General features: G+C 70.5%; 11 protein-coding genes. All 11 read right to left on the bottom strand.

The window, feature by feature from the left end; genetic code table 11:
- Positions 1–62: 62 nt before the first annotated feature.
- Positions 63–2,714 (bottom strand): beta-glucosidase, encoded by a 2,652-nt coding sequence (locus tag KDK95_RS06755; RefSeq protein ID WP_212517148.1) that lies wholly within the window; start codon positions 2,712–2,714, stop codon positions 63–65.
- A 96-nt stretch (positions 2,715–2,810) separates the two neighbouring features.
- The gene (locus KDK95_RS06760) at positions 2,811–4,517 is read right to left on the bottom strand and encodes an ABC transporter substrate-binding protein (protein WP_212517149.1); all 1,707 of its coding nucleotides are present in this window, start codon (positions 4,515–4,517) and stop codon (positions 2,811–2,813) included.
- A 237-nt stretch (positions 4,518–4,754) separates the two neighbouring features.
- Positions 4,755–5,789, bottom strand: coding sequence for an ABC transporter ATP-binding protein (locus KDK95_RS06765; protein ID WP_212517150.1), 1,035 nt, complete (start codon positions 5,787–5,789; stop codon positions 4,755–4,757).
- On the bottom strand, positions 5,786–6,925 hold the full coding sequence (locus KDK95_RS06770; RefSeq protein WP_307844217.1) for an ABC transporter ATP-binding protein: 1,140 nt from the start codon (positions 6,923–6,925) through the stop codon (positions 5,786–5,788). The genes KDK95_RS06765 and KDK95_RS06770 overlap by 4 nt, the downstream gene beginning before the upstream one ends.
- Positions 6,922–7,932 (bottom strand): ABC transporter permease, encoded by a 1,011-nt coding sequence (locus tag KDK95_RS06775; protein ID WP_212517151.1) that lies wholly within the window; start codon positions 7,930–7,932, stop codon positions 6,922–6,924. Before KDK95_RS06775 ends, KDK95_RS06770 begins: the two co-directional genes overlap by 4 nt.
- A 4-nt stretch (positions 7,933–7,936) precedes the next feature.
- Positions 7,937–8,926, bottom strand: coding sequence for an ABC transporter permease (locus KDK95_RS06780; protein WP_212517152.1), 990 nt, complete (start codon positions 8,924–8,926; stop codon positions 7,937–7,939).
- Between the two features lie 7 nt (positions 8,927–8,933).
- Positions 8,934–10,073 carry a LacI family DNA-binding transcriptional regulator gene (locus KDK95_RS06785; RefSeq protein WP_212517153.1) on the bottom strand — a complete coding sequence of 380 codons (1,140 nt, stop codon included), beginning with the start codon at positions 10,071–10,073 and terminating at the stop codon, positions 8,934–8,936.
- A 261-nt stretch (positions 10,074–10,334) separates the two neighbouring features.
- Positions 10,335–11,810, bottom strand: a complete 1,476-nt coding sequence (locus tag KDK95_RS06790; protein ID WP_212517154.1) for a glycoside hydrolase family 1 protein — start codon at positions 11,808–11,810, stop codon at positions 10,335–10,337.
- 148 nt (positions 11,811–11,958) lie between these two features.
- Positions 11,959–13,617 carry a PIG-L family deacetylase gene (locus KDK95_RS06795; protein WP_212517155.1) on the bottom strand — a complete coding sequence of 553 codons (1,659 nt, stop codon included), beginning with the start codon at positions 13,615–13,617 and terminating at the stop codon, positions 11,959–11,961.
- A complete protein-coding gene (locus KDK95_RS06800; RefSeq protein WP_212517156.1) occupies positions 13,589–14,860 on the bottom strand; it encodes a sugar efflux transporter in 1,272 nt (423 codons plus the stop codon). The genes KDK95_RS06795 and KDK95_RS06800 overlap by 29 nt, the downstream gene beginning before the upstream one ends.
- Positions 14,857–16,428: an FAD-dependent oxidoreductase gene (locus KDK95_RS06805; RefSeq protein WP_212517157.1), complete on the bottom strand. Its 1,572-nt coding sequence runs from the start codon at positions 16,426–16,428 to the stop codon at positions 14,857–14,859. Before KDK95_RS06805 ends, KDK95_RS06800 begins: the two co-directional genes overlap by 4 nt.
- Positions 16,429–16,433 lie beyond the last annotated feature (5 nt).

Here is a 16,433-nt window from a genome sequence, read left to right on the forward strand (position 1 = left end):
TGAGCATGCCGCTATGTCCGTGCGGCACGCCTCGTCGTGCCGCCTCGGCGGCAGAGCACCGGTCAGCCGATCTCGATCTCCGCCCGCATGCGCAGATCGCGCGAGGAGAACCCGACCTCCACGGTATAGGTACCCGAGGGGTAGCTCCAGGCGCCGGCAACGGGGTCCCACTGGGCGAAGGCTCGGTTCGGCAGCCGGATCCTGGCGCTCTGCTCGGCGCCGGACGCCGCGTATACCCGGGTGAACGCGGCCAGGGCACGTACCGGGCGCCGGGCATCGCTCGCCTGGTCGGGGCTGGACAGGTACGCCTGCACCACGAGGTGACCCGACCGCGCACCGAGGTTCTCCACGGCCACGATGATCTCCACGTCGGCGCCCGCCCTCGTCGGTCCGACGGGAACGTCAAGCTGCTTGAACGACCAGGACGTGTACCCGAGCCCGTGGCCGAACGGGAAGCGCGGCTCGAGCATCGCGCGGTCGTAACCGCGGTAGCCGACGAGTAATCCCTCGTCATACTCGAGCCGACCGCTCACCGGAACCGCCCTGCCCACCGGCAGGCCCGACTCGGAGCGCGGTATCGTCACCGGGAGCCGACCGCTCGGCTCGGTTCGGCCGAGCAGCACGTCGGCCAGCGCGTGTCCGAACTCTTGGCCGGGAAACCACGCCTGCACGATCGCGGCCACCCGATCGGCCCAGGGCATCAGCACCGGCATACCGCTGTTGACCACGACCACCGTACGCGGGTTGACGGCGGCGACGGCCGCGATCAGCTCGTCTTGCCCGCCGGGCAGGGCCAGCGAGTCCCGATCGTAGCCCTCGCTCTCGGTGGCGTGCGAGGAGCCGACCACCAGGATCGCCACGTCGGCGGCGTGCGCGGCCTCGACGGCCTCCTCCAGCAATCGCTCCGCGGAGGGCAGCGGCACGATGCCGACGCGGAAACGGACCAGATCGTGGCGGTAGCCGTCGGGAACGCAGGTCGCGGTGAACTCGACGGTCTCGCCCTCGACCAGCATGAGCTCGTGCCCGAACTCGAACGGCCCGGCATGGGAGACCATCACGTCGGACGGGTGCGGAGCGGTCCCGCCGATGCGGATCGTGCCGGCCTCCCCCTCGGCTCGGTTCGCATCCGTCGCCGGATCGGCACCGGTGCGGACGTTCAGCTCGAGTTCTCCGATACCGCCTACCGCCACGCGGTGGTTGCCGGTGTAACCGGCGGTGTACGTCGCGCGGAGCACGATGCGGCCGATACCGTCCGCCGTGACCAGCGTCTCCGGGTCCCACCAGGTGACCTCGGAGGTGACTCGGGTGCCCGCGTAACGCGTCGCCCCGTCGCGGTCGTAGACCTCGAGACGGACGCCCTGCGCACCGGTCTCCGGGTCGAGCAGTCGCGCACCGTCGGGCAGCGGGGTCGTGTTCCACGTCCGGCATCCTTGCGCGACGCGCAGCACCGGCCGTGCGCCGGCCTCAGGCGGAACATCCGCGCCGCCGGACACGACGACCGCGTCCAGCGCCTCGCGCAGACCCTCGACCGGCGGCACCGGCAGCGCGATCCCCACCTCGGCGCTGCCGCGGCCCTGGTACTGCGGGTCGATGACGTTCGGACCGATCAGGGCGATGGAGCGCGGAGCCGCCGGGGCCGGGTGCGCCGCGCGGTTCTCGGCGGAGTCCGGCGCGCCGGTCAGCGGCAGAATGGATCCGACGTTGGACAGGAGCACGAACGAACGCGCGGCGGCATGCCGCAGCACGGTGCGATCGGCGTGCGGTCCGGGCTTCGGCGCGGGCCTCGGCTCGCCGACCGCGCCGACCTTCGAGGCCAGGCGGAGCAGGCGCAGGAGTTTCTCGTCGATCGCCGCCTCGTCGACCTCGCCGCGGGTGACAGCCTCGACCAGCGCGCCGCCCCATGGGCCGGAAGGGCCCGGCATCACGAGGTCGAGCCCGGCGTTCGCGGTGGGCAGCGTGGAGCGGGCGGCGAACCAGTCGGAGACGACCACGCCGCCGAAACCCCACTCGCCCTTGAGGATCGTCTCGAGCAGGTGGCCGTGCTCGGTCATGGGCGTGCCGTTGACGGTGTTGTACCCGGCCATGACCACATCGCAGTCGGCCTCGCGCACTGCCGCCTCGAAGGGGACCAGGTAGACCTCGCGCAGCACGGTCTCGTCGATCCGGGAGTCCGCGGACCAACGGTCGACCTCCGTGTCGTTTCCCACGAAGTGCTTGGCCGTCGCGGCCACGCCCGCCGACTGCAGTCCGCGCACGAAGGCGACGCCGATCCCCGCGGCGAGCACCGGGTCCTCGCCGAAGGACTCGAAGCCGCGGCCGCTGAACGGCGTGCGCGCCAGGTTCAGCGTGGGCCCGAGGAGCACGTCGACGCCCTTGGCCTTGGCCTCCAGGCCGATCTCGGCGGCGACCTCTTCGACCAGAGCGGGATCCCAGGTGGCGGCGAGCGCCATCGGGGCGGGCGGGCTCGACGAGCGGTCGCCCGGGTCCAGAACGGGGCCGCGCACGCCGGCCGGTCCGTCCGAGAGCGACATGCCGTGCAGCGCGATCGCCGGCTCGGCGACGAGGTTGAAGTTGTCCGCCCCCGTCAGTATCCGGACCTTCTGTTCCAGTGTGAGTGCGGCGATCGCGACCCGGATCGTGTCGCCCGGCGCCGGACGCCGCCGTTCGCCGTCCGCGGCTTCCAGCTCTCCGCGGTCGATGTGCGCGAACTCCACTGGGCCTCCTTGCTCGTGGTCATGGTGTGTGCTGAGGAGAGAGGGTGCCCCGGACCCCGCGGGTGCGGCCGCGTATCGGGTCCGGGGCTGGTCTGGTTACGAGACCGGGGACAGGTGAAGCACCAGGTACTCGTACGACTGGTACTCCGGCGAGGGGTTGATGTACGAGTTGTCCGACGTCGGCCACCCGGTGAAGTGGGAGTCGTTGTACTCGTACCACGCGGCCCCGTAGAGCACGGGCACGGCCGGCATCTGGTCCGCGAAGACCTGCTGGATCGTGTTCAGCGCGGTCTGCTGGGCCTGCGCGTCGCTCGCGGCCTCGTAGGTGCTGATCGCCTGCTGCGCGGTGGCGTTGTCGAAGCGGTCGTAGTCGCCGCCCGCCGTCGAGCCCTCCGCCGCGGTCTGCGTGGAGTCCATGATGAACTGGTCACGCTGGAAGGGCGAGGAGCCCTGGCCCCAGTGCAGCGCGGCGGTGAAGTCGCCCGTCGTGATGGCCTGGGTCCAGGAGTTGTAGTCGAACGCGCCGTTGGCGTTGACGTTGAATCCGGCGGTGTTCAGCTGGGTGACCATCTCCTGGGCGTCGCACCAGTAGTCGCTGAACGAGTTCGGGTCGATGATGGTGAAGGAGACCTGCTGGCCGCCCTTCGTCCACTTGCCGCCGCTCATCGCGTAACCGGCCGCCTGCATGTACTTGGTGACCGAGGACTGGTCCGGCGTGGCGCTGATGTCGTTGGCCGTGGCCGGGTTCAGCGACTGCTGGTCGGTCGGCAGGGTGAGGCCGCCGGCCGAGCTGGCGGGGAGTTCGTAGTTCGTCTCGCACTGCGTCGCCATGGACTGCCGGTTGAGCGCCGCGCTGATCGCCTTGCGCACGTTCGCGTCACCGAGCGCCGGAGCCTTGGTGCTCTTGGTGTTCAGCAGGAGGCTGACGGTGTTCGAAGCGGGGAAGTACGGCGCGGTCGACTGGTAGAGGTGGTTGTGCGCCTTGTCCTTGGCGACGAACGCGGTCTGCACGTTGCTGATGTCGTTGCCGGCGAGGTCGATGTCGCCGTTCTCCAGGGCGAGGGCCGCGGCGTCGTTGCTCGTGTAGAGCGGGACCGAGATCTCCTTGACCTTCGGCGACCCGCCCCAGTAGGCGGAGTTGGCCTTGTACTTCACGTCCTGGCCGCTGAAGTTGTCCAGGACGTAGGGGCCGGTGCCCACAGCCTGCGCCCCGGGCAGCACGTACGTGGCCGGGCTGGAGACGGACGACCACTGCTTCTTCTGGACGATCAGCTGGTTGGCGATCTCCACGTAGTTGGCCTGCTCCGGCTTGGCGAAGGTCAGCACGACCGTGTTCGCGTCCGGCGTGGCTATGCTCGAGGCGGCGGGCACACCCTGCAGGTTCATCGACTGGTTCGTGGTCACCATCTGGTAGGTGAACGCGACGTCCGCCGACGTGAACGCGGAGCCGTCGCTCCACTTCACCTTGGGGTTCAGCTTGATGGTCAGCTGCTTGCCGCTGTCGGCCCAGTCGAACTCCTGAGCCAGCCACGGCATGGGCGCCTCGCTCGGGTTGAGCGAGTTGATCTGCATCAGCGGCTCGTACACGAACGAGGCCGTGTTCTCGCTGAGCACGAAGTCACCCGAGTCGAACGGGTTGAAGTTGTTCGTGTAAGCCGTTGAGCTGGTGTTGTCCTCGATGACCAAGGCGCTCGCCGCCGACGTGCCGGTGCCGGTCGAGCCTCCTGCGGACGAGCACGCCGCCAGGGCGAGGCATGCGGCCGCGGCCAGCGAGATCCCCGCGCTTCGTGTCTTACGTGACATTCTGTACGCTCCTCTTATCCGACCGGCTGCGCTGCCGGCCAGTTCTCGAGCATTACCGATGGTTGAAAGTGCGCGATGCAATTGCGGTGGTCGGTCCCGGCCGGTCTGCCGGGACCACGGTCGGGTGCACCCGGCCGCGGCGGCTGACTCCGCCGTGGCCGGGCCGTACGGCCCCAGGCCGGGGGCGGCCTCGAGCTCTTGCCATATCGATCTCCTCCTTCGATCGGTCTCGTCTCGTCACCCGGCCGAGGCGGCCTCGGCCGTCGGCGGGGCGAGCAGCCAGCACGCGGCGACCTGGTCGGCTCCGGCTGGAAGCGGCGGCGGCGTGCGCTCCTCGCACACCGGCATGGCGAACGGGCAGCGCGGGTGGAAGCGGCAGCCGGTCGGCGGGGTGACCAGGCTCGGCGGCGAGCCCTTGCCCCGCAGCACCGGCGCCTGGCCGCGGCTCGGGTCCGGCGCGGCGCTGAGCAGCAGCTGGGTATAGGGGTGCTGGGGACTGTCGGTGATCTGGGTGGCCGGCCCGGACTCGACCACCTCGCCCGCGTACATCACGACGATGGTGTCGGCCAGGTAGCGTGCCGAGGCGATGTCGTGGGTGACGTAGAGGATGGCCAGGTTCTCGTTCTCGCGCAGCTCGTCGAACAGGTTGAGCACGCCGAGCCGGATGGAGACGTCGAGCATCGAGACCGGCTCGTCCGCCAGCAGCACTCGCGGGCCGACGGCCAGGCCGCGGGCGATGGCCACGCGCTGGCGCTGGCCGCCGGACAGCTCGTGCGGGAACTTGGCCGCGAAGTCGGTGCCCGGGTGGAGCGAGACCCGCTCGAGCAGCTCGACCGTCTTCGCCTCGAGCTCGGCGCCGCGCAGCTTCGTGTGCAGCTTGAGCGGCCGCTCGATGTGGTACTTGACGCTGTGCGCCGCGTTCAGGGAGGAGAACGGGTCCTGCAGCACCAGGTGCACGTCGCTGGTGTAGGCGCGGCGCTCTCGGGCGCTGGTGCCCACCGGGCTGCCGTCGAGCAGCAGCTCCCCGGAGGTCGGCTTGATCAGGCCGGTGAGCAGGCGGGCCAGGGTGGACTTGCCCGAGCCGCTCTCCCCCACGACCGCGGTGACGGTCTTCTCCGGCAGTGCGAGCGACACGTCCTCGACGGCGTGCACCACGCGGCCGCGCTCGCCGAGCGAGGTGAGCGGGAAGTGCTTGGTGAGCCTACGTGCCTCGAGCGCGGGCACGCCCTCGCGCTTCGGTCCGTGGACCACGGCGGTGCTCGTCTCGGTCATGAGTGCCCTCCGATGGCGACGTCCTGAGTGTGGCCGGCGCCGGCGTCCGTGCCGGGGTCCGGCCGGCCCAGCGCTTCCGGCGGTACCCGGTCGCCCACGTGCAGCCAGCAGGAGACCGTGCGGCGGGTGCGTGAGCCGGGCAGGGCGAGCAGCGACGGCTCCTCGGCCGAGCAGCGCTCGAAGGCGTGCGGGCAGCGCGGGTGGAACTTGCAGCCGTCCGGCATGGTCCGGAGCGAGGGTGGCGCGCCGGGGATGCCTGTCATCTTGACGCGTTCGCCGTGCAGCGCGGGGAAGGAACTGAGCAGGCCGAGGCTGTAGGGGTGGCGCGGGGCCGCCGCCAGGTCGGTCGCCGCCGCGAGCTCCACCAGCCGGCCGGCGTACATGATCGCGATGGTGTCGGCGAGTTCGAGCAGCAGCGACAGGTCGTGGGTGATGAAGATGACCGCGAAGCCCAGCCGCTCGCGCAGCTGCATCAGCTCGTCGAGGATCTCCCGCTGCGTGACCACGTCGAGCGCGGTGGTCGGCTCGTCCATGAGCACGAGGCTCGGCTCCAGCGCCAGCGCCATCGCGATCATCACGCGCTGGCGCATGCCGCCGGACAGCTCGTGCGGGTAGGCGCGCAGCCGGTCCGCGGTGATGCCGACCATGCCGAGCAGTTCGACGGCCCTGGCGCGCCGGTCGGCCGCGGCCATGTCGGGGCGGTGCCGCTTGAGCACGTCGGTGAGCTGGCTCTCGATCCGCGCCACCGGGTTGAGCGCGTGCATGGCGCTCTGGAAGACCATGGACAGGTCCACCCAGCGGATTCCGGCGAGCTCGCGCGCATCCGCCTCCAGCAGGTCCACCTTGCGCACCGGGCCGCCGGGCGCGGAACGCTGGTGGAAGAACACCTCGCCGCCGGTGATCACGCCGGGGGCGCGCAGCAGCCGGGTGATGGCGTAGGCCAGGGTGGACTTTCCGGATCCGCTCTCCCCGGCCAGGCCCAGCACCTCGCCGCGGCGCAGCGTGAAGCTCACATCGGTGACCGCGCGCACCGCGTCCCGGCCGACGCCGTAGTCGACGCACAGGCCGCGCACGTCGAGCACCGCTTCCGCGGGCGAACGGGGCGCCGCGTCCGTGTCTGTCACCCTCGCGCTCACCGCGCGTCTCCTTCCCGAGCAGCCGCGCGCACCACGGGGGTGAGGCCCAGCTGGAACTTCACGCCGCCCCGGCCCGTGCGGGCCGAGCGGATACGAGGATTGATGATCTCGTCGATGCCGAAGTTGAGCAGCGCGAGACCGAGTCCGACCAGCGCCACGGCCAGCGCGGGCGGCAGGTACCACCACCACCAGCCGTTGCCGATCGCGCTGTTGGACTGGGCGCCCTGGAGCATCGTGCCCCAGGAGCCGGAGGACGGGCTGACCACGCCGAGGTAGCACAGCGCCACATAGACGCCGAGGCCGTAGATGACGGTGAAGATGAAGGACGCCGCGACGATCGGGAGCAGGTTCGGCACGATCTCGAACAGGATGATCCGGATCCTGCGCTCGCCGATCACCCGCGCCGAGACCACGTAGTCCTGTCCGCGCAGCGCGAGCGTCTGGGCGCGCAGCGCCCTGGCTCCGTACGCCCACGAGGTGATGGCCACCACCAGGCCGATGACGAAGGAGTTGCCCTTGTCCGGCACCGGCAGGGGGCTGATGATCACCATGAGGATCAGCAGGCCGGGCAGCGCCAGGAAGATGTTGCTGAGCGCGGAGAGGATCTCGTCCGCCACCCCGCCGACGTAGCCGGCGGTCACCCCGACGGCGACCGACAGGACGGTGGCGATCGCCCCGGCCAGGAACGCGATCAGCAGCGTGGAGCGGCTGCCGATGAGCAGCAGCGAGAACAGGTCGTGCTGCATGTTGTCGGTGCCCAGCCACAGCGAGCCGGTCGGCGCCTGCGGCGTGCCGTTCGTGGTGTTGGCCACCCAGGAGGCCGAGTGCGGTGCCAGGAGCGGCCCGAACAGGGCCATCAGCACGAAGAAGAGGGTGATGGCGCCGCCGACGAGCACCTTGGCCGGCGGCCGGTGGCGGCGGGTGCGCGAGTGCCGCGGCGCGGCGGGCTCGAGTTGCGGGGCCGGGTCGGCGGCCGCGGCGGCGAGCGCGGGGTCGAGGGAAGTCATCGGCTCAGGCCTCTCTGCGGGAGCGGGGGTCGAGGACGATGTAGGCGAAGTCGGCCAGCAGGTTGGCGATGAGCACCGCGAGCGTGACGACCAGCAGGATGCCCTGGATCAGCGGGTAGTCGGTGCTCTGCACGGCGTTGAACATCTCCAGGCCGACGCCCGGGTAGTTGAACACCACCTCGACCAGGATCGCGCCCGTGACCACCAGGCTGATCGACAGCGTGAAGTTGGAGATCGTCGGCAGGATCGCGTTGCGGGCGGCGATCGCCATCGCGCGCCACCTCGGCAGGCCCTTGGCGCAGGCTACCAGGACGTAGTCCTCGTCCATCGTGGTGATCATCATGTTGCGCATGCCGACGATCCAGCCGGCGATCGACGCGAGCACCACGGTGGCGGCGGGCAGTACCGCATGCTGCAGCACACTCGACATGTACGGCCAGTTCCAGCCCTGGACATAGGTGACCGTGCGGCTGGTGGCGTCGTAGCCGCCGCCGATCGGGAACCAGTGCAGGTCGGCACCGAAGATGATCAGCAGGAGCAGCCCGAGGATGAAGTAGGGCACCGCCTGGAAGAACGCCGACACCGGCACCACCGCGTCGATGAGGCCGCCGCGCTTCCACCCGGCGATGACGCCGATCAGCGTGCCGAGCAGGAAGGCGAGCACGGTGGCCGTGCCGATCAGGCCGACCGTCCAGGGCAGCTCGCCGCCGAGCACCGTGGAAACCGGCACCTGCTTGCTGGTGGAGAAGCCGAAGTTCCCGCTGAGGGTGTGCCCGATGTACGTGAAGTACTGCGCGAGCAGGCTCTGCTTGCTGTCGATGCCGTACTGTGCGGCCATCCCGGCGAGCTCCTGCGGAGTGATCTCGCCGCGCATCGTGGTGAGCACCGCGTCGAGCGCGTTGCCGGGAAGTAACCGCGGTATGAAGAAGTTCAACGTGATCGCGGCATAGGCGGCGAGTACGTAGAAACCTATTCGCCGGATCAGGAGGGACATCTCAGGATCACCTCTGGGCCAGCCCGTGCCCGGACGAGGGCGCGGGATCGGGTCGGCATCCGCAGCTGGAGCGGAGCACGACATGGACGGGGAGCACGATCTGGCGCTCGGCGGGCCGCTCGCCGCCGATCATGCTGTGCAGGGTCTGGAAGGCGAGCGCGCCGAGCCGCTCGATCGGCTGGCGGACGGTGGTCAGCGGCGGGTTGGTGTGCCGTGCGATGTAGACGTCGTCGAAGCCGGTGACCGCGACGTCCTCGGGCACCCGCAGGCCGTGCCGCTGGATCTCGTTGATGACGCCGAGCGCGGTCTGGTCGTTGGCGCAGCAGATCGCCCGGGGCAGGGCTCCGCCCTCGGCCAGCACCTGGCGGATCACCCGGACGCCGCCCGCGGCGGAGTACTCGCCGGTCCACACCGGGCCGACCGCGGGCTCGATCCCGTACTCCTTGGCGACCTCGCGCAGCGCCGCGCCGCGCGCCTGGTTGTCCGGGCTGTCGGCGCGTCCCGAGAGGTAGGCGATGCTGCGGTAGCCGTGCGTGCCGAGCAGATGGTGCGTCAGTTCCCGCATGCCACCGTCGTTGTCCGCGACGATGTTGACGCTCGCCCGCGTCGGGGTGCCGGCCAGCGTCACCACGGGGATCTTCTCGGAGAGCCTGACCACCCCGGCCGGGGTGAGCACGCGGTCGTGCAGGATGATGCCGTCGCTCTTGCCGGCGAGCTTGGCCACCTTGCCGTGCGGCGTGGGTTCGTCCACCCGCACCGAGCTCAGCAGCAGGTCGAAGTTCTCGAGCTGCGCGGATATCTCGATGCCGCGGTTGACCACGTCGATGAAGACCAGGCCGTCCGCCTCGTCCTGGAACTCCGGCTCCGCGCCGATCTCCGTCGACGGCTCGACGGCCGGCCGGCGGAAGACGACGGCCACCACCTCTTTGAGCCGGCTGGAGAGGGCACGGGCGGCGCCGTCGGGGACGAAGCCGAGCTCCCGGACCGCGCGCAGCACCCGCTCGCGGGTCTCGGGGCGGGGGGTGGTGTGCCCGTTGAGCACGCGGGAGACCGAGGCGATGGAGACCCCTGCGGCGCGCGCCACGTCGTAGATCGTCAACGAGGGAGCGGGCTTGCGCCCGTTCAGGGACGAGGCGTCCTCCGACATGTGCCGCACACCTCCCGTCTCCGTCGATGAGAGAAGATCAATATCGTTCCGTCTTCGTGCCGATCCCGTCGCGACGCCGGTTTACCTGCGGTGCAAAAGGATCAAGTAGGGGCGAACCGCAAGAGGAAGCGTTTCCGTAAGCGCTTCCTTCCGTGCGACGCGTGTAACGTAGCTCTGCAGGAAGCGCTTACGCAAGACTTACCTCTACGCCGCCGTCAACTGTTATCGCGCTGTTACGGCGGGAGCTGACCGCCGATCAGGTCAGCGGGTGTTCTCGCGCGCGAAGCGCGCGTACCAGCCGAGGCTCGCCTTGGGCGTGCGGCGCTGCGTGGCGTAGTCCACGTGGACCAGGCCGAAGCGCTTCGAGTACCCGTACGCCCACTCGAAGTTGTCGAGCAGCGTCCAGAGGAAGTAGCCGCGCACGTCGACGCCGTCGGCGAGCGCGTCCCCGATGGCCCCGAGGTGGCTCTGGAGGTACGCGATGCGGCGCACATCCTGGACCGCGCCGCTCTCGTCGGGACCGTCGGGATAGGCCGCGCCGTTCTCGGTGACCATCAACGGCATCGACGGGTAGCGCTCGTGGACCGTGGTCAGCAGCCGGTAGAGCCCGCGCGGATCGATCGCCCAGCCGCTGTCCGTGACCTCCCCGGCCGGCTGGTAGTGCACCACCGACTCGGAGCCGGGCCACGGGGAGTGCGCGCTGACGCCGTGCGTGACCGCCGGTTCGAAACCGGCCGCGGCCGCGGTGCCGACCGACTCCGGCGCCGAGACCAGCGTGGGCGTGTAGTAGTTGATGCCGAGCACGTCGATCGGCGCGCCGATCGCCTCCTCGTCGCCGGGACGCACCAGCCGTTCCCAGTCCACGATGTGACGGGTGTCGGCGAGCAGGTCCTGCGGGTAGCGGCCGTCCAGCATCGGGCCGCTGAAGATCCGGTTGCCGACGGCGTCGATGCGCCGGGCGGCGTCCAGGTCCGCCGCCGATTGCGTCAGGGCATTGACCTCGTGCAGGTTCAGCGAAACCGTGACCGGCGCGGCGGTCGCCGCCCGGATGGCCGCGACGCCGCGCCCGTGCGCCAGGTTCAGATGGTGCGCGGCGCTCAGCGCGGCGGCCGGATCCGTGCGGCCGGGCGCGTGCACCCCCGAACCGTAGCCGAGGAACGCGGAGCACCAGGGCTCGTTGAGCGTCGTCCACATGGCGACCCCGTCCGCGAGCGCCTCCGTGACGATCCGCGCGTACTCGCCGAAACGTTCAGCGGTCTCCCGGTTGGACCAGCCGCCTTCGTCCTCGAGGGCCTGCGGGAGATCCCAGTGGTAGAGCGTCGCGACCGGCTTGATCCCGGCCTCGACGAGGGAGTCGACGAGACGGCGGTAGAAGTCGAGGCCGCGCTGTTCAGCCGGGCCGCGGCCTTCCGGCTGGATGCGCGGCCAGGCGATCGAGAAGCGGTAAGCCCCGAGCCCGGCCTCCCCCATCAGCGCGACGTCTTCCGGATACCGGTGGTAGTGGTCGCAGGCGGTGTCCCCGGTGTCCCCGTTGGCGATCGTGCCGGGCGTGTGGCTGAAGGTGTCCCAGATCGAAGGCCTCCTGCCGTCTTCGGCCACCGCGCCCTCGATCTGGTAGGCGGCGGTGGCCGCGCCCCAGAGGAAGCCGGGCGGGAAGGTCCCGGACGCCGCCCCGCCGAGGGCGGATTCGCGCTCGACGGCGGCGGGTGGGGATACGGACTGCTCGCGCAGAACCATGGCGGATCGACGCTCCTGTCTGTGTGGCTCGTGAAGAGGTCGGCCCGGTGCCGGGCCGCGGGCGCGGACCCGATGAGTGAGCCCGCGCCGACGATCAGCATTCAGCAACGGCCGCGAACCGGTCAATCGAGCGCCGGATGTCGATCGCCTACGCGTCGAGCACCCAGTACATTTCCCGGTCCCGCCCGCGCACCCGCTCCTGAAAGCTTTCGGGGACGACCGGACGCCGCTGACCGGGTGCGAACAGGGACATCTGGGTGCGGTGCTCGTCCAGGGCCGCGCACTTGACCGCCAGCCGCGGGGCGATGTCGCGCGCGATGAGCCGCTCGCCCGCGCCCGCGGCGGATTCGTCCGGCCCGCCCGGCTCCCCCGCCTGGGCGGCCTCCGACTCGACCCGGTTGACGAAGCCGAACTCCGACTCGGTGCGCTCGTCCCAGACCACGAACTTGTAGATCTTGGGGGTCAGGCCGAGGGCCGCGAGGCATTCGAGCACGATCCGGCCGGTCAGCCGGTGATCGGCGTTCAGCTCGCGCTCGTCGTGCGGGAGGTAGACCTCGTCCACGGTGCGAAGCTCCCCGAGCAGTTCGAGGACGCGGGCGCGGAACTCCGGCAGTGCGTCGGCGAGCCGGGTATCGGGGAACTCGAAGAAGTGCAGCCGCGCGGGATCGACGCCGAGCACGCTCTCCGCCGCCTCGGCCTCCGCCCGGCGGATCTTGACGAGTTCGGCGGGGGCCGGGTCCTCGTGGATGTCCAGGACCGCCGCGTGCGACTGCGAACCGTCCGTGACGAAGACCACGTCGACCCGTGCGCCGAGCCCCGTCTTGCGGGCGATCACGCCTCCGCACGCGATGACGTCGTCGTCGGGGTGCGGGGAGAACACGAGCGCCGACGGCTCGTCCGGGTCGGGCGTGGCGAGGTAGTCGGCACACGACGGCAGCCGCCGCTCCCGGATCGTGTCGTTGATCTCGTAGAAGTGGTTCTCCGGAGCGACGAGCCGGGTGATCGGGGTGTCGAACTTGGTGGAGAAGTAGCGGTAGTTCCCGGCCGCCGTGCGCATGTTGTCGGCGTAGACCTTCGGGTGTGGCACGTGGATCGAGGCGGCGTCCCGGTTGAGCACGAAGTGGGCACCGGCCCGGTGCAGGCGGTAGCCCAGGTCCACGTCCTCGGCGCCCCAGCTGCGGTAGTTCTCGTCGAAACCGCCCACCTCGCGCAGCTGCGCCGTGGAGGCGGACACGTTGCAGGTCCACCACATCAGCCACGGCGCGGGCAGCACGCCGAACCCGTCGCCGTACTTCTCATAGAACTCCTCGCGGAGGTCCAACCACCGGTTCTCCGCGGCGAGCAGCGCCATCGTGGAGTCCGGGTCCTGGTAGTCGATGGCGCCCTCGATCTCGGCGCCGTCCTCGTTGTTCTCGTTGAAGCAGTAGACGTACCCGGTGACGGCGACCGGCCGGTCGGCCGAGCGATGGCTCTCGACGTGCGCCGCGAGCGCCCCCGAATGCAGCAGCACGCCGGAGTCCAGGAAGACCGTGACCGGCGCGGTCGCGTTCCGCAGGCCGAGGTTGCGGGCCGCGGCGACCCGGTAGCCCTCGTCCGCCTGGGCAAGGTAGCGCAGCCGGAGCCGGCCCTGGAAGGACGCCGCCACCTCGGCGGTGTCGTCGCTCGAGCCGTCGTCGGCGACGAGCACCTCGATCGCGTCCGTGCCGAGGCTCTGCCGGGTCAGCGACTCCAGCGTGTGCCGCAGCAGCTGGGAGCGGTTGTAGGTCGGCACCACGACGCTACACAGCGGAGTGCTCAGCGTGTTCATGTCTGTACGCCTTTCCGGAGACGAGGAGGCAGGCGGCGACGGCGGCGAGCACCGCGCACACCCAGAAGACGTCGGAGTATCCGAACCACTCGGCGACGACGCCGGCCGTGGCGCCGCCGAGCATGGTCCCGAACTTGAACGAGGAGGAGTACAGCGCGGACGCCGTGCCGAGGCCGCCGTCGACGATGTTCTGCAGCATGATCACCGGCAGGCTCAGCACCAGCGAGGTCCAGAAGGCGTTGGGCACCTGCAGGACCAGCAGTTCGAGCCGGGTCGTGGCCAGCGGCAGCAGGGAGAAGAACACCGTCGCGCCTACCGCCGCGGCGAGCATCAGCCGCCACATCCCGTACCGGTCGGCGCGCGCGCCGAAGTAGATCAGCACCGGAACCTCGAGCGCGGCACCGAAGCCGAGCAGCAGGCCGGCCACGCCGGCGCCGAGATGCAGCGCCCTGGTCACCGTCAGCGAGATGTCGATCTGGTAGATGCTGTTGACCGTCAGCAGCAGGACGATCACGATCATCAGGAGCCTGGCACGGCGGTTCAGGCCGCGGAAGGGGTTCGCGGCCTTCGGGGCCTCGTCCCGCTCGACCCGCAGATTCGGGAACTTCCACAGGGCGAGCGCCCCGGCGAGGAAGTAGAGCAGCCCGGCGGGGATGTAGAGCCCGGTGAACCCGTGCGCGGCGATGAGCCAGAATCCGAGCGGTGGGCCCGCGATCCACGCGACGGAGGTGATCGAGCGCATCACCGAGTTCAGCGTGTTGGCCTTGATGGCGGACGTGTCGGCCATCTCCCGCGTGTAGGCGAGCAGTTGGGCGAAGCAGGAGCCGCCGACGCCCCAGAAGACGACTCCGCAGGCGAAGATCGCGTAGTAGTTCCGCAGCAGCATGTAGCAGACCGCGCCGACGGACGAGAGCATCAGGGCCAGGGCGACCAGCACCTTGCGGTTGCCGATCCGGTCGGAGAGCACGCCGACGAGCAGGTCGGTGGACATCTCGAGAACAGCCCGTCCGGCGAAGAACAGGCCGATCATCAGCGGCGTGGCCCCGACCGCGTCGGCGAGGAAGAGGCTCAGGGTCGTGACCACCATCGCCCCGCCGATCCCGACCATGGCCGTCGTGCCGGAGAGGGCCAGCAGGCCGCCGTCACTCAGGAAGGTCTTGACCACGGCGAGCCGTCCGGCGACCTCGGCCGAGCCGGACGCGTCGTCCAGGACCGCGGCCGCCGCGTCGCTCGACTGGCTCATCCGACGTCCGCCGTCACTGCCGGGGCGCCCGACGGCGTCACGCGCTGGCGATAGGGCAGCCAGGGTTCGATCTCCCGGCCGGCCGGGGTCGCCTCGGCCGCCGCGCAATCCGCGGCGCTTATCTCGCCGGCCTCGCGCAGCGCCGTCCGCGTCTCGGCGGGCAGCGCTGCCAGGACGCGGTGGCGCAGGCCGTCGAGGTCCACCCGGTGGTCGAAAGTGGCGGCCAGCGGCCGGGCCGGGACCGGTCGCAGGTTCGCGGGGTCGACCTGGCTGGAGACCAGGGTCCAGTAGCTGCGGAATTCATGCGCGGGGTCGGGGATCGTGCCCGCCAGCAGTCCGAGGCGGATCGTCTCGAGCCAGCAGTCGTAGTAGCGCCGGTCGGCGAGCCGGGACATCTCGCGGGCGCACCATGCGGCGCGCTCCTGCTCGTCGGGCAGGGTGAGTTCGCCGTCGAGCACCCGAAGCGCCCAGGCCGCGATGGCCTCGAAGTACGGGCAGGCAGTGCCGAAGGCCTCGGTGTCCACCGGCGTGTTGATGATGGCGAGGCCCGGCTGCCCGAGAGGGAAGAAGTGCTCGTACAGCTCCTCGCGGCGCAGCGCGGGCAGGAAGGAGTAGTCCGGCATCCCGTAGCCGAGGCAGAGCACGACGGAGTCGTAGCGCTGCGTGCTGCCGTCGGTGAAGTGCACCGTGCCGTCATCGTCGAAGCTCTCGAAGGCCCCGCGAACCGTCACTTCGCCGCGGTAGACAGCCGGGACGATGCGCTCGTTCACGTGGACTGCGCCGTGGAAGCCGTCGGCCGGCAGCAGCCCGGTCTTCCGGTACATGGCGAAGTACTCGGGCATCGCCTCGTCCAGGAGCTTGAGGAACTCCGCGAACGGCATCTCCTCCATCCCGATCCGGCCGATGTACGAGAAGATCGCGTCGTTGTAGACCCCGTCGAACACACGCGGCAGGAAGAGCGCGTTGCGGCGCACCGACCACTGCACGTCGGCGGCGGTCGAGGCGAGTTCGGCCGCGATGTCCGCGCCGCTCACGCCGCCGCCGACGACCAGCACCCGCTCTCCGGCGAACGGCTCGGGGCCGCGGTACTGCTTGGCCGTCAGGACTCGGACACCGCACCCGGCGTCCGGGAGGCGGTCCGGCACGCGTGATTCCCACAGCTCCCCGCTGGCGACGAGGACCGCGTCGAAGTGCTCGGTGCCGGTCGTGCCGTCGGCGGCCCGCGCCGTGACCGCCCAGCCTTCCGCCTCGCGCACCGCCGCGATCACAGTCTGCTCGAACCGGGACACCGCGGTGACGCCGAACTCCCGCGCATACGAGCACAGGTAGTTGTGCATCTCGGCGAGGGTGGGGAAGTCGGCGGCGAAGCTCGGCGCGAAGTCGGAGAACGGGAAGCTCATCCGCGAGCTCTGCATCCGCACGCTCGCGTACGCGCCGCCCGAGGCCGGGTTCCAGATCCCGCCGATGCCCGCGGTGCGCTCGTAGAGCACCACCTCGTGCCCTCGCTCGAGTGCCTGCTTGGCGCTGGTCAGGCCGGCCGGCCCGGCGCCGATGACTGCTGTGCGCATCTCAA

This window comes from Actinospica acidithermotolerans (assembly GCF_018139625.1).
Classification (GTDB): domain Bacteria; phylum Actinomycetota; class Actinomycetes; order Streptomycetales; family Catenulisporaceae; genus Actinospica; species Actinospica acidithermotolerans.